The organism is Nocardia sp. Root136, assembly GCF_001427185.1.
Lineage (GTDB): Bacteria > Actinomycetota > Actinomycetes > Mycobacteriales > Mycobacteriaceae > Nocardia > Nocardia salmonicida.
This window is the reverse complement of sequence record NZ_LMFE01000014.1, coordinates 97561-113857: the sequence shown is the minus strand read 5'-3', so window position 1 is coordinate 113857 and position 16297 is coordinate 97561. Positions and strand designations below refer to the sequence as shown.

At 67.6% G+C, this 16297-nt stretch carries 16 protein-coding genes; 8 read left to right on the top strand and 8 right to left on the bottom strand.

Features of this window, described 5'->3' with window-relative positions:
• The first annotated feature begins 112 nt into the window (after positions 1–112).
• Both coaE and ASD42_RS32800 read left to right on the top strand, forming a co-directional pair.
• Complete coding sequence (coaE, locus tag ASD42_RS32805) at positions 113–1315, top strand: dephospho-CoA kinase (protein ID WP_056824517.1); 1203 nt, start codon at positions 113–115, stop codon at positions 1313–1315.
• A gap of 120 nt (positions 1316–1435) precedes the next feature.
• Positions 1436–1867, top strand: a complete 432-nt coding sequence (locus ASD42_RS32800; RefSeq protein ID WP_056824515.1) for a hypothetical protein — start codon at positions 1436–1438, stop codon at positions 1865–1867.
• 27 nt (positions 1868–1894) lie between these two features.
• Here ASD42_RS32800 and ASD42_RS32795 read toward each other — a convergent pair whose 3' ends face one another.
• Both ASD42_RS32795 and ASD42_RS32790 read right to left on the bottom strand, forming a co-directional pair.
• Positions 1895–2446, bottom strand: a complete 552-nt coding sequence (locus ASD42_RS32795; protein ID WP_056824512.1) for a DUF402 domain-containing protein — start codon at positions 2444–2446, stop codon at positions 1895–1897.
• A gap of 46 nt (positions 2447–2492) precedes the next feature.
• Positions 2493–3113, bottom strand: a complete 621-nt coding sequence (locus tag ASD42_RS32790) for a DUF402 domain-containing protein (RefSeq protein ID WP_056824849.1) — start codon at positions 3111–3113, stop codon at positions 2493–2495.
• A gap of 372 nt (positions 3114–3485) precedes the next feature.
• Between ASD42_RS32790 and uvrB the strand changes: the two genes are divergently transcribed.
• Positions 3486–5666, top strand: coding sequence for an excinuclease ABC subunit UvrB (uvrB, locus tag ASD42_RS32780; protein WP_056824505.1), 2181 nt, complete (start codon positions 3486–3488; stop codon positions 5664–5666).
• Between the two features lie 33 nt (positions 5667–5699).
• Here uvrB and ASD42_RS32775 read toward each other — a convergent pair whose 3' ends face one another.
• Positions 5700–6167: a VOC family protein gene (locus ASD42_RS32775; protein ID WP_056824502.1), complete on the bottom strand. Its 468-nt coding sequence runs from the start codon at positions 6165–6167 to the stop codon at positions 5700–5702.
• 62 nt (positions 6168–6229) lie between these two features.
• Between ASD42_RS32775 and ASD42_RS32770 the strand changes: the two genes are divergently transcribed.
• The 3 genes from ASD42_RS32770 to ASD42_RS32760 all read left to right on the top strand — a co-directional run bounded on the left by ASD42_RS32770 (position 6230) and on the right by ASD42_RS32760 (position 8351).
• The gene (locus ASD42_RS32770; RefSeq protein ID WP_056824499.1) at positions 6230–7069 is read left to right on the top strand and encodes a helix-turn-helix domain-containing protein; all 840 of its coding nucleotides are present in this window, start codon (positions 6230–6232) and stop codon (positions 7067–7069) included.
• A 129-nt stretch (positions 7070–7198) separates the two neighbouring features.
• Complete coding sequence (locus ASD42_RS32765; RefSeq protein WP_056824496.1) at positions 7199–7630, top strand: hypothetical protein; 432 nt, start codon at positions 7199–7201, stop codon at positions 7628–7630.
• Positions 7631–7898: 268 nt separating this feature from the next.
• Positions 7899–8351, top strand: coding sequence for a universal stress protein (locus tag ASD42_RS32760; RefSeq protein WP_056824493.1), 453 nt, complete (start codon positions 7899–7901; stop codon positions 8349–8351).
• A gap of 77 nt (positions 8352–8428) precedes the next feature.
• Here the strand turns inward: ASD42_RS32760 and ASD42_RS32755 are convergent, their stop codons facing one another.
• Positions 8429–8809 (bottom strand): cupin domain-containing protein, encoded by a 381-nt coding sequence (locus ASD42_RS32755; RefSeq protein ID WP_056824489.1) that lies wholly within the window; start codon positions 8807–8809, stop codon positions 8429–8431.
• 11 nt (positions 8810–8820) lie between these two features.
• Positions 8821–10257, bottom strand: a complete 1437-nt coding sequence (locus ASD42_RS32750; RefSeq protein ID WP_056824486.1) for an MFS transporter — start codon at positions 10255–10257, stop codon at positions 8821–8823.
• Between the two features lie 66 nt (positions 10258–10323).
• On the opposite strand from ASD42_RS32750, the gene ASD42_RS32745 reads away from it, so the two are divergent.
• Positions 10324–10980, top strand: a complete 657-nt coding sequence (locus tag ASD42_RS32745; RefSeq protein ID WP_056824482.1) for a TetR/AcrR family transcriptional regulator — start codon at positions 10324–10326, stop codon at positions 10978–10980.
• A 19-nt stretch (positions 10981–10999) separates the two neighbouring features.
• Here the strand turns inward: ASD42_RS32745 and ASD42_RS32740 are convergent, their stop codons facing one another.
• From ASD42_RS32740 to ASD42_RS32730, 3 genes are read right to left on the bottom strand one after another with little or no spacing between them, the layout of a single operon-like run.
• Positions 11000–13285, bottom strand: coding sequence for a HelD family protein (locus ASD42_RS32740; RefSeq protein ID WP_056824479.1), 2286 nt, complete (start codon positions 13283–13285; stop codon positions 11000–11002).
• Between the two features lie 44 nt (positions 13286–13329).
• Positions 13330–13665, bottom strand: a complete 336-nt coding sequence (locus ASD42_RS32735; protein ID WP_056824476.1) for an antibiotic biosynthesis monooxygenase family protein — start codon at positions 13663–13665, stop codon at positions 13330–13332.
• 13 nt (positions 13666–13678) lie between these two features.
• On the bottom strand, positions 13679–15055 hold the full coding sequence (locus ASD42_RS32730; protein ID WP_235569918.1) for a diguanylate cyclase domain-containing protein: 1377 nt from the start codon (positions 15053–15055) through the stop codon (positions 13679–13681).
• Between the two features lie 48 nt (positions 15056–15103).
• On the opposite strand from ASD42_RS32730, the gene ASD42_RS32725 reads away from it, so the two are divergent.
• Complete coding sequence (locus ASD42_RS32725; protein ID WP_327154022.1) at positions 15104–16297, top strand: beta-ketoacyl synthase N-terminal-like domain-containing protein; 1194 nt, start codon at positions 15104–15106, stop codon at positions 16295–16297.

The following is a 16297-nucleotide window of genomic DNA, read 5'->3' as shown; positions in this document are numbered from 1 at the left end:
CGCGGTAGATTAATCCACTCGACGCGCCCGGCCGGGGATCTCCCGCCGCTCCGCGCGTGGGCGTGTCGTGGGACCTGCCCCGGCCCGTCGGTCGGGATGCGAGACTGGGCCCATGTTGCGGATCGGCCTCACCGGAGGCATGGGAGCGGGTAAATCCACAGTGGCGCGGACACTGGTCGAGCTAGGGGCGGTGCTCATCGACTCCGACGCGATCGCCCGCGAGGTCGTCGCCCCCGGCACGCCGGGCCTGACCGCGCTGGTCGAGGAGTTCGGTGAGCGAATCCTGAGCCCCGACGGCAGTCTCGACCGGCCCGCGCTGGCCGCGGTCGCCTTCGCCGATGACGTGTCGCGGGGCAAGCTCAACGCCATCACCCACCCGCTGGTCGGTGCCCGCACCGCGGAACTGATCGGCGACGCGCCCGCGGATGCCATTGTGGTGCAGGATATTCCGCTGCTCGTCGAGAACGGGCTCGCGCCGCTGATGCAGCTCGTCGTGGTGGTCGGGGCCGAGGAGGAGACCCGGCTGCGCAGACTGGTCGAACACCGCGGGGTGGCCGAAGCGGACGCGCGAGTCAGGATCGCCGCGCAGGCCACCGACGAACAGCGCCGTGCGGTCGCCGATGTGTGGCTCGACAACAACGGCGCACCGGAGGTGGTCGAGGAGCAGGTCCGGGAGCTGTGGACGCGACGGTTGGTGCCGTTCGAGCGCAATCAGCGTGAGGGCGTCCGCGCGCGCGCCGACTACCGCCTCGTCACCGACCCGGAATGGGACGTGCAGGCGCGCAGGATCATCGCGCGGCTGCATCTGGCGTGCGGTGCGTCGGCGGTGCGTATCGATCACGTCGGATCGACCGCGGTGCACGGCCTGCCCGCCAAGGACATCATCGACATCCAGGTGACGGTGGCCGACATGGCCACGGCCGAATCGCTGACCGACGCGCTGACGGCGGGCGGGTTCCCGCTGGCCACTCGGGTGACGCACGACAATCCGAAGCCGAGTGAGGGCGATCCCGAAGGCACCGACCTCGCCCGGTGGGGAAAACGCCTGCACGGCAATGCCGATCCCGGTCGACCCGCCAATATCCATCTGCGCGTGCAGGATTCACTGGGCCAGCGGTTCGCGCTCGACCTGCGCGACTGGTTGCGGGCGAACGACAGCGCGCGGGCGGAGTATCTGGCGGTCAAGCGAGGGGCCGAACTCGCGGCGGCGGATCTGACCTATGACGCCGCCGGTGATGCCTACTACGTGGTGAAGGAACCATGGTTCGACGCGGTCTATCCGGTGGTCACCGAGTGGGCCCGCGCCCGCGCGTGAACCGCGTACCAATCTGTTAAACATCAATGTTTCGGAAACTGTCCGCACGCTACAGCGCGCTGTGTAAATTGTGCGAAGTCACTACAGGGTGACTCGATTCACAGGGAAGTTGTAGCGCCTATGACAACACATCAGCGTCAGTTCGGCCGTGCGGGCTTCGGCATCACCGCCCTCGGCGCCGTGGCCGCCAGCCTCGTGCTGGCCGCTCCGCAGGCCTCGGCCTGGGTCGGCAATCTCGCCGTGGCCGGAACCGACCACAAGGTCGGTTGCAGCTACAAGTTGACCGCTAGCGTCGAGGTCGACCGGCTGACCTCGGTGAAGTTCACCGACAACGGGGTGGATATCCCGGGCAGCCCGGTGTCGCCGTCGCTGCTGTCGGGCACGGTGAGCATCACTTGGAAGCCGACCACGGCGGGCCAGCACAAGCTCGAGGCTCGTCAGCTGCTGATCAGTGACACGATCACCGTCACTGTCGGCGCGGCGGGCAGCACCGGTAGCGCGTCGTGCGGCGGTGGCCTCGCGGATCTGTTCCCGAGCCTGTCGGCAGGCTGACACCGACTCCGCGAACCGCCCGGACCCTTACCGAGGGCCGGGCGGTTCGTCGTTTCGGCGCCAGGTCAGGGTCATCTCGAAGGTGCTCAGCCAATCCTCGAGGGAATACCCGTGCGCCGCGATCCCGTCGATCGCGGCGGTCGCGTGTTCGATCGCGGCCTGGCATTGCGCGGCGTCGAGCAGGCCGTCGGTGTGCGCGGCCAGCAGTTCGTCGACATCGACGAGCCGCACGTCACGTCGGGTGCGCACCAGCAGATCGAGATAGTGGTCGACCGAGCGCCACAGCGTCGGCGACTCCCTGGTGAACGCGCCGACATCGACATAGATGTCCTGCCACTGTTCGACGCCGGGGTTGTAGTGGAGCTTCGACGCCCGCAGCGACAGATCGGGCAGCACCCACGATTCCAGGTAGTGGAAGTGCGCGTGATCGGAGTGACGACCCATGTACAGGCCCCACGGCTCCACCCGATAGATCTCCACCGGCCGGACGAAGCCCTTGGGGTCGGTGTTCGTTCTGGCCGCGACGTCGAAGTACTCCACCTTGGGTGGATGCACGTGCACGGTGGATGCCTGCGTCATGAGCGCAGAATCTACCGGCGCGGGCAAACCCTCGCCCGGTCGCCGGCTACATCCAGGTCAGCGTGATGTCGCGGGAGCGCAGCCACTGTTCGACATCGTGGTCGTTGGCGGCCAAGCCGTCGAGCACACGAGCGGCGCGTTCGAAGGCCCGATCGGCGTGCTCGGTGTCGACATGGCCCGCGGCGTGCGCGGCGAGCAGTTCGCTCGACCCGGACAGGGTCGACGACCGGCCGCGCCGCACCGCGATGTCGAGGAAGTAGTCGGTGGCCCGCCACCGTTTCGGCCCGACCTGGACGAACTCGACGATGTCGAGCACGTAGTCGTGGCTGCGGTGATGGCCGGGCCGATCGTGGCTGATGGTGGCGCGAACGGCGTGGCCGGGCAACATCCACGACTCCTCGTAGCGACCGTGCGGTCGGTCGAGGATGCGGGCCAGGTAGACCCCCCATGGCTGTACTTCGTACCGGTCGACCGAGTGGACGTAGCCCTTGGCGTCGGTACTGGTCAGCTCGGCGAGGTCGAAGTACTCGACCCGGGGTCTGGCGGAGGGTGAAACGAGCGTCGGATCAGTGGGCGGTGCGTGCGGGCCGCGTATCTCTCTGGCGAAATAACCGGCGAACCCGGTTACCGCTGGAGCCGCGACGAGCAGGGGAAGCAGAACGCTCATGGCCTTGTCCTTCACCACGTGCCGATGATCAACTCAGGGTACGCCCGCGTCGGGGTGTGTGGCGGGTTCGATTCGCGACCGCACTCGTCGAATATCATTGGGACAAAGGACTTTTCGGACATCGGGCGAAGTGCCGGGCATTCGCCGCGTTCGAACGCGATCGCCTGTACCAGGGGAAATGGCAGTCGCCGTCGGTTTGCGTGCCAGTGATCGTCGTCATCTTCGCGCAGCGCTGTGACGGTATCGATGAGCAGAAGTTCACGGGAACGACAACGAGGTGACCGACGGTCGTCGGCGCGGCGCGTGGTGTGGCGAACGGGAGCCTGCTCGCCGGAGCCGAAACGTGTCAGTGGTCGTGCCTAAGCTGGGTCCATGGCATTCGCAACCGAGATCCCGACGGAAGGGTACGAAGAGCGGGGTCACCCGATCGCCCATTCCGAACACCGCCCCGTCGGCACGATCGAGCGCTCGGGCGCCCGGTTCGAGGTGGTCAGCGAGTACTCACCCGCCGGCGACCAGCCCGCGGCCATCGCGGAGCTCGAGCGCCGGGTGAACGCGGGGGAGAAGGACGTCGTCCTGCTCGGAGCCACCGGTACCGGTAAATCGGCCACCACCGCGTGGCTGATCGAGAAGTTGCAGCGGCCCACCCTGGTGATGGCGCCGAACAAGACCCTCGCCGCGCAGCTCGCCAACGAACTGCGCGAGATGCTGCCCAACAACGCGGTCGAGTACTTCGTCTCGTACTACGACTACTACCAACCCGAGGCGTACATCGCCCAGACCGACACCTACATCGAGAAGGACAGCTCGATCAACGACGACGTCGAGCGGCTGCGGCACTCGGCGACCTCGAGTCTGCTCTCGCGTCGCGATGTGGTCGTGGTCGCGTCGGTGTCGTGTATCTACGGCCTCGGCACCCCGCAGTCGTATCTGGATCGGTCGGTGCAGCTCGAAGTCGGCGGCGAGATCGACCGCGACGCGTTGCTGCGCCTGCTCGTCGACGTGCAGTACACCCGCAACGACATGGCGTTCACCCGCGGCTCGTTCCGGGTGCGCGGCGACACCGTCGAGATCATCCCGTCCTATGAGGAGCTGGCGATCCGCATCGAGTTCTTCGGTGACGAGATCGAGGCGCTCTACTACCTGCATCCGCTCACCGGTGATGTTGTGCGCCAAGTCGATTCGGCGCGCATCTTTCCGGCCACCCACTACGTGGCGGGGCCGGAGCGGATGGAACGGGCGGTCGGCGACATCGAGTCCGAACTGGCCGCGCGGCTCGAGGAGTTCGAGCGTCAGGGCAAGTTGCTCGAGGCCCAGCGGCTGCGCATGCGCACCGAATACGACCTGGAGATGATCCGTCAGGTCGGCTTCTGCTCGGGTATCGAGAACTATTCGCGCCACATCGACGGGCGCCCGGCAGGTTCGGCGCCGGCCACCCTGCTCGACTACTTCCCCGACGATTTCCTGCTGGTGATCGACGAATCGCACGTCACGGTGCCGCAGATCGGCGGCATGTTCGAAGGTGACATGTCGCGCAAGCGCAACCTGGTCGATTTCGGTTTCCGGTTGCCCTCGGCGGTCGACAACCGCCCACTGACCTGGGAGGAGTTCGCCGGGCGAATCGGTCAGGCCGTGTATCTGTCGGCGACTCCCGGCAACTACGAGCTGGGGCAGGTCGGTGGCGAGGTGGTCGAGCAGGTCATCCGCCCGACCGGTCTGGTCGATCCGAAGGTCGTGGTCAAGCCCACCAAGGGCCAGATCGACGACCTGGTGCACGAGATCCGCGAGCGCGCGGAGCGCAACGAGCGGGTCCTGGTCACCACGCTCACCAAGAAAATGTCCGAAGACCTCACCGATTACCTGCTCGGCCTCGGCGTGAAGGTCCGCTACCTGCACTCCGAGATCGACACGCTGCGCCGCGTGGAACTGCTCCGGCAGCTGCGTCTTGGCGAATACGACGTGCTCGTCGGCATCAACCTGCTGCGTGAGGGCCTCGACCTGCCCGAGGTATCGCTGGTGGCGATCCTCGACGCCGACAAGGAAGGCTTCCTGCGGTCGAGCACCAGCCTCATCCAGACCATCGGCCGCGCGGCGCGCAATGTGTCCGGCGAAGTCCACATGTACGCGGACAAGATCACCGACTCGATGCAGCACGCCATCGAGGAGACCGACCGGCGCCGTGCCAAACAGATCGCCTACAACACCGAACACGGCCTCGACCCGCAGCCGCTGCGCAAGAAGATCGCCGACATCCTCGACCAGGTGTATCTCGAGGCCGACGACGAAGTGGCCGTCGGCGGCTCGGGTCGCAACGCCAGTCGCGGCAGGCGGGCCCAGGGCGAGCCGGGCCGGGCGGTCAGCTCGGGCATCTACGCCGAACGCGACGTGAAGTCGATGCCACGCGCCGAATTGGCCAACCTGGTCACCGAACTCACCGCGCAGATGATGAACGCGGCCCGCGAACTGCAGTTCGAGCTGGCGGGCCGGTTGCGTGACGAGATCGCCGACCTGAAGAAGGAGCTGCGCGGTATGGACGCCGCGGGGCTCAGCTGAGCAATGCCGAGCCGAGCCCCGTGGCGCACGCCGTCAACCCTGCTCTGCCATCCAGGCGGCGACGCGGCGGTCGGCCTCTTCTTTGGAAACGTCCTCGACGCGGGTGATCACCGCCCAGCGGTGGCCGAAGGGGTCGATCACCACACCGAAGCGGTCGCCGGTGACGAAGGTCTGCGGCTCCTCGGCGCTGCGGGCACCGTGTTCGAGCGCACGGGCTATCACCGCGTCCACATCGGGGCAGTAGTGCACCACCGAGGTATGCACCCAGTCCTGCGGCGCGCGAACGTTGCTGTCGGGGATGGGCATTCCGAGCTGAAGGGTGGAATCACCGATGAGCAGTTCGGCGTGCGCGGGCTGGCCGTCGGGCTGATCGGCGCGGCTGAGCACCTTGGCCTCGAAGACCGCGGTGTAGAAGTCGATGGCCGCGTTTCCGTCCGGTACGGCCAGGAAACAGGTGATGGAGTGGTAGCCCTCCGGAATGGGCGCAACGGGATTGGTCATGACTACGATCCTGCTCCGGCGCTGACGGCCCGTCTTGTAAGAACGCGACAGATCGGCCGGTGATGACGGCGGCGCCGGATCCCGGTGATGTGAAAGGAATTCTGCACCCCGAGGAGCAGGCCAGGCACCGATCGCTGAACCGGCTCAGGGTAGGTCCCGCGCTGGCCGAGTTCGCGGACCGGTATTGGGTGGTGCGCTGGGATCTGCGCGGACAGCCCAGCTATTCGGCCGAGGTGCTGTCGTTTCCGTGTGTGAATGTCACCTTCGAGCGCAGCACCACCCGCACCGGCGGCTTCGTCAACGGTGTGTGCACGACGAAATACGTGCGTGAACTCGCTGGGGAAGGTGAGACTTTCGGTATCCGGTTCGCCCCCGGCGGCTTCGGTGCCTTCACCGGCATGGATGTGGGAGCCCTGCGCGATGATTCGGCGCCGCTGGGCGCGGTGATACCCGAGGCGGCGGGGCTGGCCGAGCGGGTGCTGGCCGAACAGTCCGACGAGCGCAGACGGGTCATCGTCGAGGAATTCTTCGCGGGCCGTGGTCGCACCGATGATCCGCACTACGCGCTGGTGACGCGCATCGTCACGGCTATGGCCGAGGATCCGGAGCTGACCAGGGTCGACCAGGTCACCGATCGTTTCGCGATCCCGATCCGCACCCTGCAACGGCTGTTCCGCCGCTACGTCGGGGCAGGCCCGAAATGGGTGCTGTGCCGGTTCCGATTGCAAGACGCCGCAGACCTGCTCGCGCGCGGCCGCCCTGATCTCGCGGTACTGGCCGCCGAGCTCGGCTATTTCGACCAGGCGCATTTCAGTCGCGAATTCACCGCCGAGATCGGGATGTCGCCGATGGAATACGCCCGCAGCGCACAGGCGGTGAGCGTGGTCCCCGCCGCGCGGTGATCGTGCGTACAGACCCCAGAAGTCGGGGGTCTGAAATATTGGCATTCCAACTAAAGACGGCGGCGTTCGTCGATAGTGTCTGCGCATTCGCAGCGGCAGTTGCTGCGTGGAGAAGTCAGGACATCAACAGTGACAACATCTTTCGAACGGACCTCGCGCCTCGGCGCCGCTCTCGCGACCACATTGGCCGCCACGGCCTTGCTCGCACCGGGCGCGCACGCCGATATCTCGGACGGCCAATGGGTCAGCGTATCGAGCTCCGATCCGCAGGTCGGCTGTTCCTACACCCTGGTCGCGGTCAACGTCGTCGGCTACAGCTCCGGCAATACCGGCGCGCCGGTGACCTTCTACGACAACGGCGTGGTGATCGGCACCGTCGAGGTCCCGACGATCGGCCAGACCAAGACCTCGTGGCGTCCTACTGCCGCCGGCGCGCACGAGGTGACGGCGAAGGTCGACAGTTATAACCGGTCCTGGTGGCTCACCCCCGCCTCGGTGACCGTCGCCCCGAATACCGGTACCGGAAGCGCCGCCTGCGGGCTCCCGAGTTTCTTCGGCTGATGTGATCAAAGTCCCAGGCGCACTGCGGTGTTGATTGTGTTGTGATAGGCCACAATTTCTTCGACCTGCGCTCTTATTGCCGCAGGTCGATCTTCTCCACTGTCGCGAAGGCCACCGTGACCACGGGTAGTGGCGTCAACACTCCCGGTGTGATCTGTTGCGATTTCTGATAAATCGGCCTGATTTGGCGTTAGGGTCGAGCCAATTGCCGCGCTGACGCTCGATTCCCGAGTGGTTCGGTGCTGGCACCGACCAAGTTGGAGGAGAGATGACCGCCTACCGGACCATTGTCGTCGGTACTGATGGCTCGGATTCGTCGTACGTGGCGGTGGAGAAGGCCGCGGCGCTCGCCGGGGACGCTGGGGCAACTCTCGTGCTGGCCTGCGCCTTCTTCCCGACCGACGATCGCGACGTCGCCGCTGCCGCCGATGTGCTCAAGGACGAGGCCTACCAGGTCCGTGGCTCGGCCCCGACCAACGAGATCCTGCTTGTCGCCCGGGAGAAGGCCGCGGCCGCCGGTGCGAAGAACATCGTCGATCGCGCGATCGTCGGTGAGCCGGTGGATTCGCTGCTCGACCTCGTCAACGAGGTGGACGCGGACCTGCTCGTCGTCGGCAACCGAGGTCTGAACACCCTCACCGGGCGCCTGCTCGGCTCCGTCCCCTCGGACGTAGCCCGCAAGTCCCGTTCGGACGTGCTGATCGTGCACACCGTCCGCTAGTTCACAGTTGGTACCGCACAAGGTCGAGGGCGCCGGGAAACCGGCGCCCTCGACCTTTTTTCGGTGGTAGCCACCGGTCAGCCTGCGACGGGCTCCTGCCGGGTACCGCCGCGCAGCCCGATCGACATGATGTCGGACGGCTCGTCGAGTTCGATTCTGTGCCAGCGGTTGCGCGGCACGAGGAACGCGGTACCCGCCGTGAGTCGCACCGCGGTTTCCGCCTCGCCCGGACTTTCCGGTCGCAGGTAGAGCCGCAGCGAACCGGCGAGGCAGCACACCGCTTCCTCGCTGGATGGGTGCATCTCCCACTGGTCGGCGTGGACGTCGGCGTCGGTGTCGACATGGAAGGTGGCCAGTTGCCAGCCGCCCGACTCGGCGGCCATCCGGCGCGGGCCCGATCGCACCGCGCCCTCCGGCTGGAAGTGCAGGGCGCGGGCGAACAGATCGATGGGTGTCATCGGAGTTCCTTTCACGGGGTCATTGCGGGAATGTCCTCGCGGACCGGGTTTTCGAAGCGGTCGAGCCGGGTGGGTAGAACGGTGGCCGCGACAAGCGCGGCGGCGGCGAACAGCACAGCGGCGATCGCCAACGCGAAGGCGTAGCCGTTGTTGAGCGCGACCGGATCGGCGCTCGCGCCGGTACGACCCGCCGCGAGGGTGGCCAGTACGGCGACGCCGACGCTGCCGCCGAGTTGGCGGGCGCTGTTGAAGGCGCCGGAGGCCATCCCGGCTTCTTCGGGTGTCACGCCGCTGACGGCTGCCACCGCGACGGGGGCGAGGCAGAGTCCGAGCCCGAAGCCGCCGACGATCGACGGGCCGAGGACATCGGTGAGGAATCCGCCGTCGGGGCTGATCAGTGCGAACCAGCTGATGCCGAGGGCGGCGAGGAGACCGCCCCCGACCAGCAATGGCTTGGGGGAGAAGTGGACGGCCATTCGGGTCGCGGCGAGGGTGCCCACGATGACGCACAGCGAGAACGGGATGAAAGCGGCCCCGGTGGCTCCCGCGCTCATGTGCAGCACCTGCTGCATATACAGCGACACCAGATAGAAGGCCGAGAACTGGCCCGCGGCGGCGCAGAAGACGAACAGGTCGGCACCGCTCACCCAGCGGTTGGTGAAAAGACCCAGCCGCAACAGCGGATTCGCCGAGCGTGTCTCGACCACGAAAAAACCCGCGAGGAGCGCTGCCGCTACGGCGAGGGTCACGCCTGTCTCGGGAGCGGCCCAGCCGTAGTGATCGGTGCGGATCACGCCGGTGACGAGTAGTCCGATACCGCCCGTCGCCAGCACCGCGCCGACGATATCGAGCGGGGCCCGCGTACCCGTCGGTGCGTCGGCGGGTACGCCCCAGCCCAAGGCGAGCAGCGCGATCGCGACGATCGGGATATTGACCAGCATCACCCAGCGCCAATTCGCGTACTCGGTGAGTAGTCCGCCGACGAGCACGCCGAGCGCGCCACCCGCGGCGTTGACCCCACCCCAGACGCCGAGCGCTCGGACGCGGGCGGGCCCTTCGGGAAAGGTCGTGGTGAGCGTGGCGAGTGCGGCCGGTGCGATGGCCGCGGCCCCGATGCCCTGCGCGGCGCGCGCGGCCACCAGTTGCCATGGCTCCTGCGCGAATCCGCCTGCGAGCGAAGCGATCGCGAAGACGAGCAGTCCGCCCGCGAACAGCCTGCGCCGCCCGTACAGGTCACACGCCTTGCCGCCGAGCAGCAGGAAACCGCCGAAGGTCAGGGCGTAGATGTGCACCACCCAGGCCAGGTCGAGCGGTGCGAAGCCGAGCGCGTCGCCGATCGACGGAAGCGCCACATTCACGACCGCCATATCGAGGGCGATCACGAACTGTGCGATGGCGACCGCGGTCAGCGCGGTGCCGGGACGAGGAGGCGAAGTGTTTTTATACACGTATAAAAACTAACTCCGCCGCGGCCCCTTGTCCATACCCCGGCTTCGCATGGGCAAGATGGGACCATGCCCACCTCGCAGTCGGATCAACCAGCGCGCACCGGCAGACCCGCGCGCATGTCCCGCGCGGACATCGTCGCGGCGGCGCACCGGGTGATCGCCGCCGACGGCGTCGAGAAGCTGACGATGCGCAGGCTCGCCACCGAACTCGGCTGCACGCCGATGGCGCTCTACCACCACGTCCGCGACAAGCAGGACCTGCTGCGCCTGCTCCTCGACGACTACGCCGACGCGATCGCCTGGCCCGAGCTCCCGGACGACCCGCGGCAGCGAATCCTGGTGGCCGCCACCGCGATGCGCGACGCCCTCGCGGCCCACTCCTGGATCGTCGACGTGCTCGCCGACGGCGACCTGCTCGGCCGCTCGGCGCTGTGGTTTCCCGAGACCATCATCGACGCGGCGATCACCGCGGGCCTTCCCCTCGAGCGCGCGGTGGCCGCGTATCGCACCATCTGGCATTACACGGCGGGCGAGCTGATCGTCACCGGCCGGGCGGTGCGGCGCGCCGAGGAAGGGCCGACCTACCGGGCCGAGGTCTTCGCGAACCTCGACCCCGAGCAACTGCCCCGGTTGGCCGAGATCGGTTCCCGCTGGACCGAATTCGACGCCGACAGCACCTACGCCGCCGGCCTGGAGGCGCTGGTCACCGGCTTGCTCGCGTGACGCGCTCCGGTCGTGACACCTAGCCCAGGGAGGACAGCACCTCGGGAAGCTGCTCGGTGTGCACCACGGCCAGCCGCTGGGTCGCGCGGGTCAGCGCGACATACAGGTCGTTGAGTCCGCGCGGGGACTCGTCCAGGATCGCCTGCGGCTCCACCAGGTACACACGGTCGAACTCGAGGCCCTTCGCGTCGTGCACGGTGAGCACCTGAACGGATTCGCCTGCCAGCGCAGACAATTCGGGAACCCAGGCCGCGGGCGCGAGGACCGCGGCGGTGCCAGGACCGTGCTCGGCTTCGAGCAATCGTGCGACCTCGCCCACGACGTCGGCGGGCGGCACCCGGTAGGCGCGTGGGGGATTGCCGGTCTCGCGAACCGAACGCGGCACCTCGGTGCCCGGATCGATCGCGGCGAGCACGTCGGCCGCGACCGCCATGATCTCGGCGGGGGTGCGGTAGTTCACCGTGAGCTCGGTGAGCTTCCAGCGTTGTGCCACATAGGGTTCCAGTACCCGCTGCCACGACGACGCACCCGCCGGATCGCCGGTCTGGGCGACATCGCCGACGACGGTGATCCAGCGATTCGGGATGCGGCGCATCACCATTCGCCACGCCATCTCCGAGAGCTCCTGCGCCTCGTCGACGATCACGTGACCGTAGGTCCAGGTCCGGTCGCCCGCGGCGCGTTCGGCGGTGGTCTGCCGGTTGCCGAATTCCTGGCGCTGAGCCAGCTGGGAGGCGTCGATGAGGTCGTAGGCCATCAGGATCTCGGGATCGAGTTCGTCCTCGATGTCCTGTGGTGCGGAACCGGTGAGGATGTCGAGGGCGTCCTGGGCCTCCTCGATCTGGGCCCGCCATCGGCGACGCGAGCGTTCGCGTTCCTCGGTGTCGTCGACGCCGAGTAGTTCGGCCAGCTCGTCGAGCAGCGGGGCGTCGGCCGCGCCGAACATGCCGTCGTCGGAACGCACCAACTCGGCGCGATCCTGCGCGCTCAGCGTCTTGGCCGCGCGGTCGAGGCGGGCCGGGTCGGCGAGCAGGTCCGCGAGCACGTCCTGGGGCGACAGCACCGGCCACAGCGCGCTGATCGCGGCCTGCACGTGCGGGTCGGCGCGCATCTCGTCGCCGATTTCGCTGAGGTCGGCGGAACTGAGCAGGCTCGTGCCGCCGGACAGATCGGCGCCCATGGTCGCGGCGAGCTGATCGGTGAGCGCGTCGATCACCGACGACGCGAAGATCGGCCTGGCCAGGTTGTGCGGGCGCCGCGAGGATCGGGCCCGCCCGCGCGCCCTGGTCGCGATCTTGCGATCCAGCATCACCGGATAGCCGTCGAAAGCGAGGCGAACCGGCTCTGACGGCACTTCCTGACGGTCGCGCACCGCCTGCTTGAGTACCTCGAGCATGTCGAGGGAGCCCTTGATCTCTCCGGCGCGCAGCGAATCCTCGCGCACCGCCTTCACTCCCGGATACAGGTCGCCGATGGTCGACAGCAGCACGCCGGTCTCACCGAGTGAGGGCAGCACCTGACCGATGTAGTCGAGGAAGGTGGCGTTCGGGCCGATGATCAGCACGCCGCTCTTGGCCAGCTGCTGACGGTAGGTGTAGAGCAAAAACGCCGCGCGGTGCAGCGCGACCGCGGTCTTGCCGGTACCCGGCCCACCCTGCACCACGAGCACGCTCTTGTGCTCGGAGCGGATGATCGCGTCCTGCTCGCTCTGGATCGTCTCGACGATGTCGTTCATGTGCCCGGTGCGCGCGGCGTTGAGCGCCGTCAACAGCGCGCTCTCGCCGCCGACACCGTCGTCGGTGCCGACCACACCGTCGCGTCGGGCGGCATCGAGATCGAGGTATTCGTCGTTGATCGCGGTCACCGCGCGATTGCGCGAGCGGATGTGCCTGCGGCGGGTGACGTCTTCGGGGTTGGCGGTGGTGGCCAGGTAGAACGGGCGGGCCAGCGGAGCTCGCCAGTCGAGCAGCAGCGGCTCGTAGTCGTTGTCCTCGTCGAGGATGCCGAGCCTGCCGATGTAGCGCGCCTCGTCCTCGGTGCCCTCGAGATCGATCCGGCCGAAGCACAGGCCGTGCTCGGCGGCGTCGTATTTGGACAGATCCTCGTTGTAGAGCTGGGTGAACGACTCGCGCTCACTGCGCGCCTGCGGCGTGCCGCCGGCTTCCAGCAGCACGGTCTTGAGCCGGTTCTGCGCGTACTCGCGCATGGCGTCGAGCCGGTCGTAGAGCACCGAGAGGTACTGCTGCTCCTGTTCGATCTCGCGGTTGTCCGCGGCGGGGGAGACGTCGGCGAGGCGGTCGGGCAAAACAGGACTCCTTTGTCACCGCGTTGAGAACAGAGTTGTCGAGTCTACGTGTCCGCCGGCGTGGCCGCCGCGACCGGGAAGACTTCGTCACCGAGGACCGGGGTGAAGTGTTCGACCACCGGGAAAGGCTCGTAGAAGTGGTGCAACAGCGCACGCCAGCGCTGATATTCCGGCGACTCACGGAATCCCACGGTGTGGTCGGTCAACTGTTCCCACCGCACCAGCAGCAAATAGGCGTCGGGCCGCTCGACGCAGCGCGACAACGACAACCCGCCGAAACCGGGCATTCCCGCGATGATCGGAGACGCCTGCGCGAAGGCCGCCTCGAAAGCGGCGGCGGCACCGGGGCGCACGGGGAGCAGCACGTGTTCGACGATCACGCCGACCAGTCTGTCAGGAGGCGTGGGTGTTGTTCGAGCGTCGATTCTGACCGAGACCGAGCTCACGATGTGCCGACGGCTTGTCGCGGTACATCGCCAGGTCGGCGTCGTGCAGCACGGCCTCGGGCGTGCGGTTCTCGTGTGGGCCGAGCTCGGTGATGCCGACCGAGGCGCTCACCTCGAGGCGGTGACCGCTGGCGATGATCGGGTCCGACATCGTGACGCGCAGCCGCTCCACCAGTGCGGGCAGATCGGCGCGCTGCGGATGGCCTGCCAGCAGCACCAGGAATTCGTCGCCGCCGAGTCGTCCGACCAGGTCCTCGCTGCGCAGTGCCTGTTGCAGCCGCTGGGCGACGATCTGCAGCACCGTGTCACCGATGGCGTGGCCGAGGGTGTCGTTGATCGCCTTGAATCCGTCGAGATCGATGAACAGCACCGTGGTGACCATGCTGCCGCCCTCGTGTGCCAGCGCCGAGGCCAGCTGCGACAGGATCAGGGAACGATTGGCGAGCCCGGTCAGTGCGTCGTGGGTGGCCTGGAACTCGAGCTGGCGCCTGCTGGCCCGATACGCGGTGATGTCGGAGAACGAGGACACCCCGGAGGAATCCGGACTTTCCGGGTTGAGCAAGCGACAGTTGCACGACACCCATACCTGGTGTCCGTCGGCGCGCTCGACACCGAAGACGAACTGGGTGACTACCTCGCCGGTCGCGAGGGTATGCGCCATCGGATGCTTGCCCGGCGGCAACGGCTGCCCGGCGCTGTCGACCATCTTCATCGGCAGATCACCGAAGAGCCGCCCGATGACCTCCTCGGAGTCGGCGATGCCGAATATGCGTTTGCCCGCGGGGTTGATCGACTCCAGGCGACCCCGACGATCGACGACGAGTACGCCTTCCTCGAGCTGGGACACCACGGTCGTGAAATACGCTTCCGCCCGCCGCGCCGACGCCTCGGCCGCCCGCTGTGCGGTGAGGTCGTGCACCACCACCTGGTAGGCCGGTTCGCCCTGCCACACGGTCAGGACCGACACCGTCTGGACCGGGACCGTCCGCCCGTCCACCCGGACGAGGTCCATATCGGCGGGCGGCGATGCCGAACCCTCGGCGGTGAGCTGGTCGATCCGGTCGAGCATGGCCGCCACGGAATCGGGGTGGACGAACACGGTGATCGACAAGCCGATCACGTCGTCGGCCGAGCGGGCGCCGAGCAGGCGCACCATGGCCGGATTGACATAGACGATCGTCCCGGACTCGTGCACGCAGATGGCATCGGGAGTGTGTTCGACCAGCGACCGGTAGCGCTGCGCGAGCTGCTCGGCGCTCGCCGCGTCGGTCCTTCCTTCTCCCACTGCGAAACCCCCGATCTCGGCCTGGTCTGCGAACGGCATAACCCGGACTAGTCTGGTGATCCTTCATGAAAATCCGCGAGGAGCGATGTGACACCGGATGTGCTCACGGGCGGCATGACCCACCGCACCGATTCTATGTCGCTCGCGGGCATCGGTGTCGTCTCGAGTTACGGGTGGGGTCGCGAACTACTGTGGCAGGGATTGATGGGGGGAAAACCGGCCGCCCGTTTGTACCCCGGTTACGGGCCGGGACGCGATCAGCATGCTTGGGTCGGGCGGATACCCGACGGCGGTGACGCGGCGCACGGAACCGGCCTGTTCGGGCGTGCCGTCTACGCCGCGGCCGCCGAGGCGATCGACGACGCGCAGGCTCGTGGCTGGCGCCGCGAAGGCCGCACGGTGGGCCTCATTCACGCGTTCACCCTGGGCGATGTCGCCGACTGGCGCGATTTCTACCGTCGTGACGACGGCCATCGGCGCTCGCGCGATTACCTGCGGCTGCTGCCGTCCACACCCATTTCGGTGGTGATGCAGGAGTTCGGCTTCCACGGGCCCGCGATGAACGTGTCGGCGGCGTGCAGTTCGGGCACTGTCGCCCTGCTGACGGCGAAGATGTGGCGTGACGCGGGTCTGGTCGACGATGTGCTGTGTGTCACAACCGACCTCTCGGCCACCCCGGACATGCTCGAGCATTTCGTCGGCCTCGGCGCCGCGATCGCCGATGCCGAACCGTTCACCGCCTGCAGGCCCTTCCAGGAGGGTTCGCTCGGTTTCACCATGGCCGAGGCGTCGGTGGCGCTGCTGCTCACCGACGCGGTCGAGCTGCCCTACGCGCGGCTACTCGGCGGCGCGATGACCAACGATGCCTTCCATGTCGTCTCGGTCGATCCCGGCCACGCCCAGATCATCGCCTGCGTCCAGCGCGCACTGGCCGACGCCGGGATCGAGGCCGCCGACGTGGCGTACTACAACGCGCACGGCACCGGTACCAGGCAATGCGACGCTGCCGAACGCGACGTGATGACCACCGTCTTCGACGACCGGCCCGCCATCGCCGCGCTCAAACCACTCACCGGGCACAGCCAGGGCGCGTGCGCGGCGATCGAGGTCGCCACGATCGCACTGTCCTATGAGCGTGGCATCGCCGCGTCGGCGCCGATCGTGGCGCCCGCGCACCCGCGACTGCTCAACGGCCCGACCCCGCTGATCGACGGCCCCACGGTGAAGCTGTCGATGGGAATGGGCGGCAACAACGCCGCCGTGATCCTGGCCCCCGCCTGA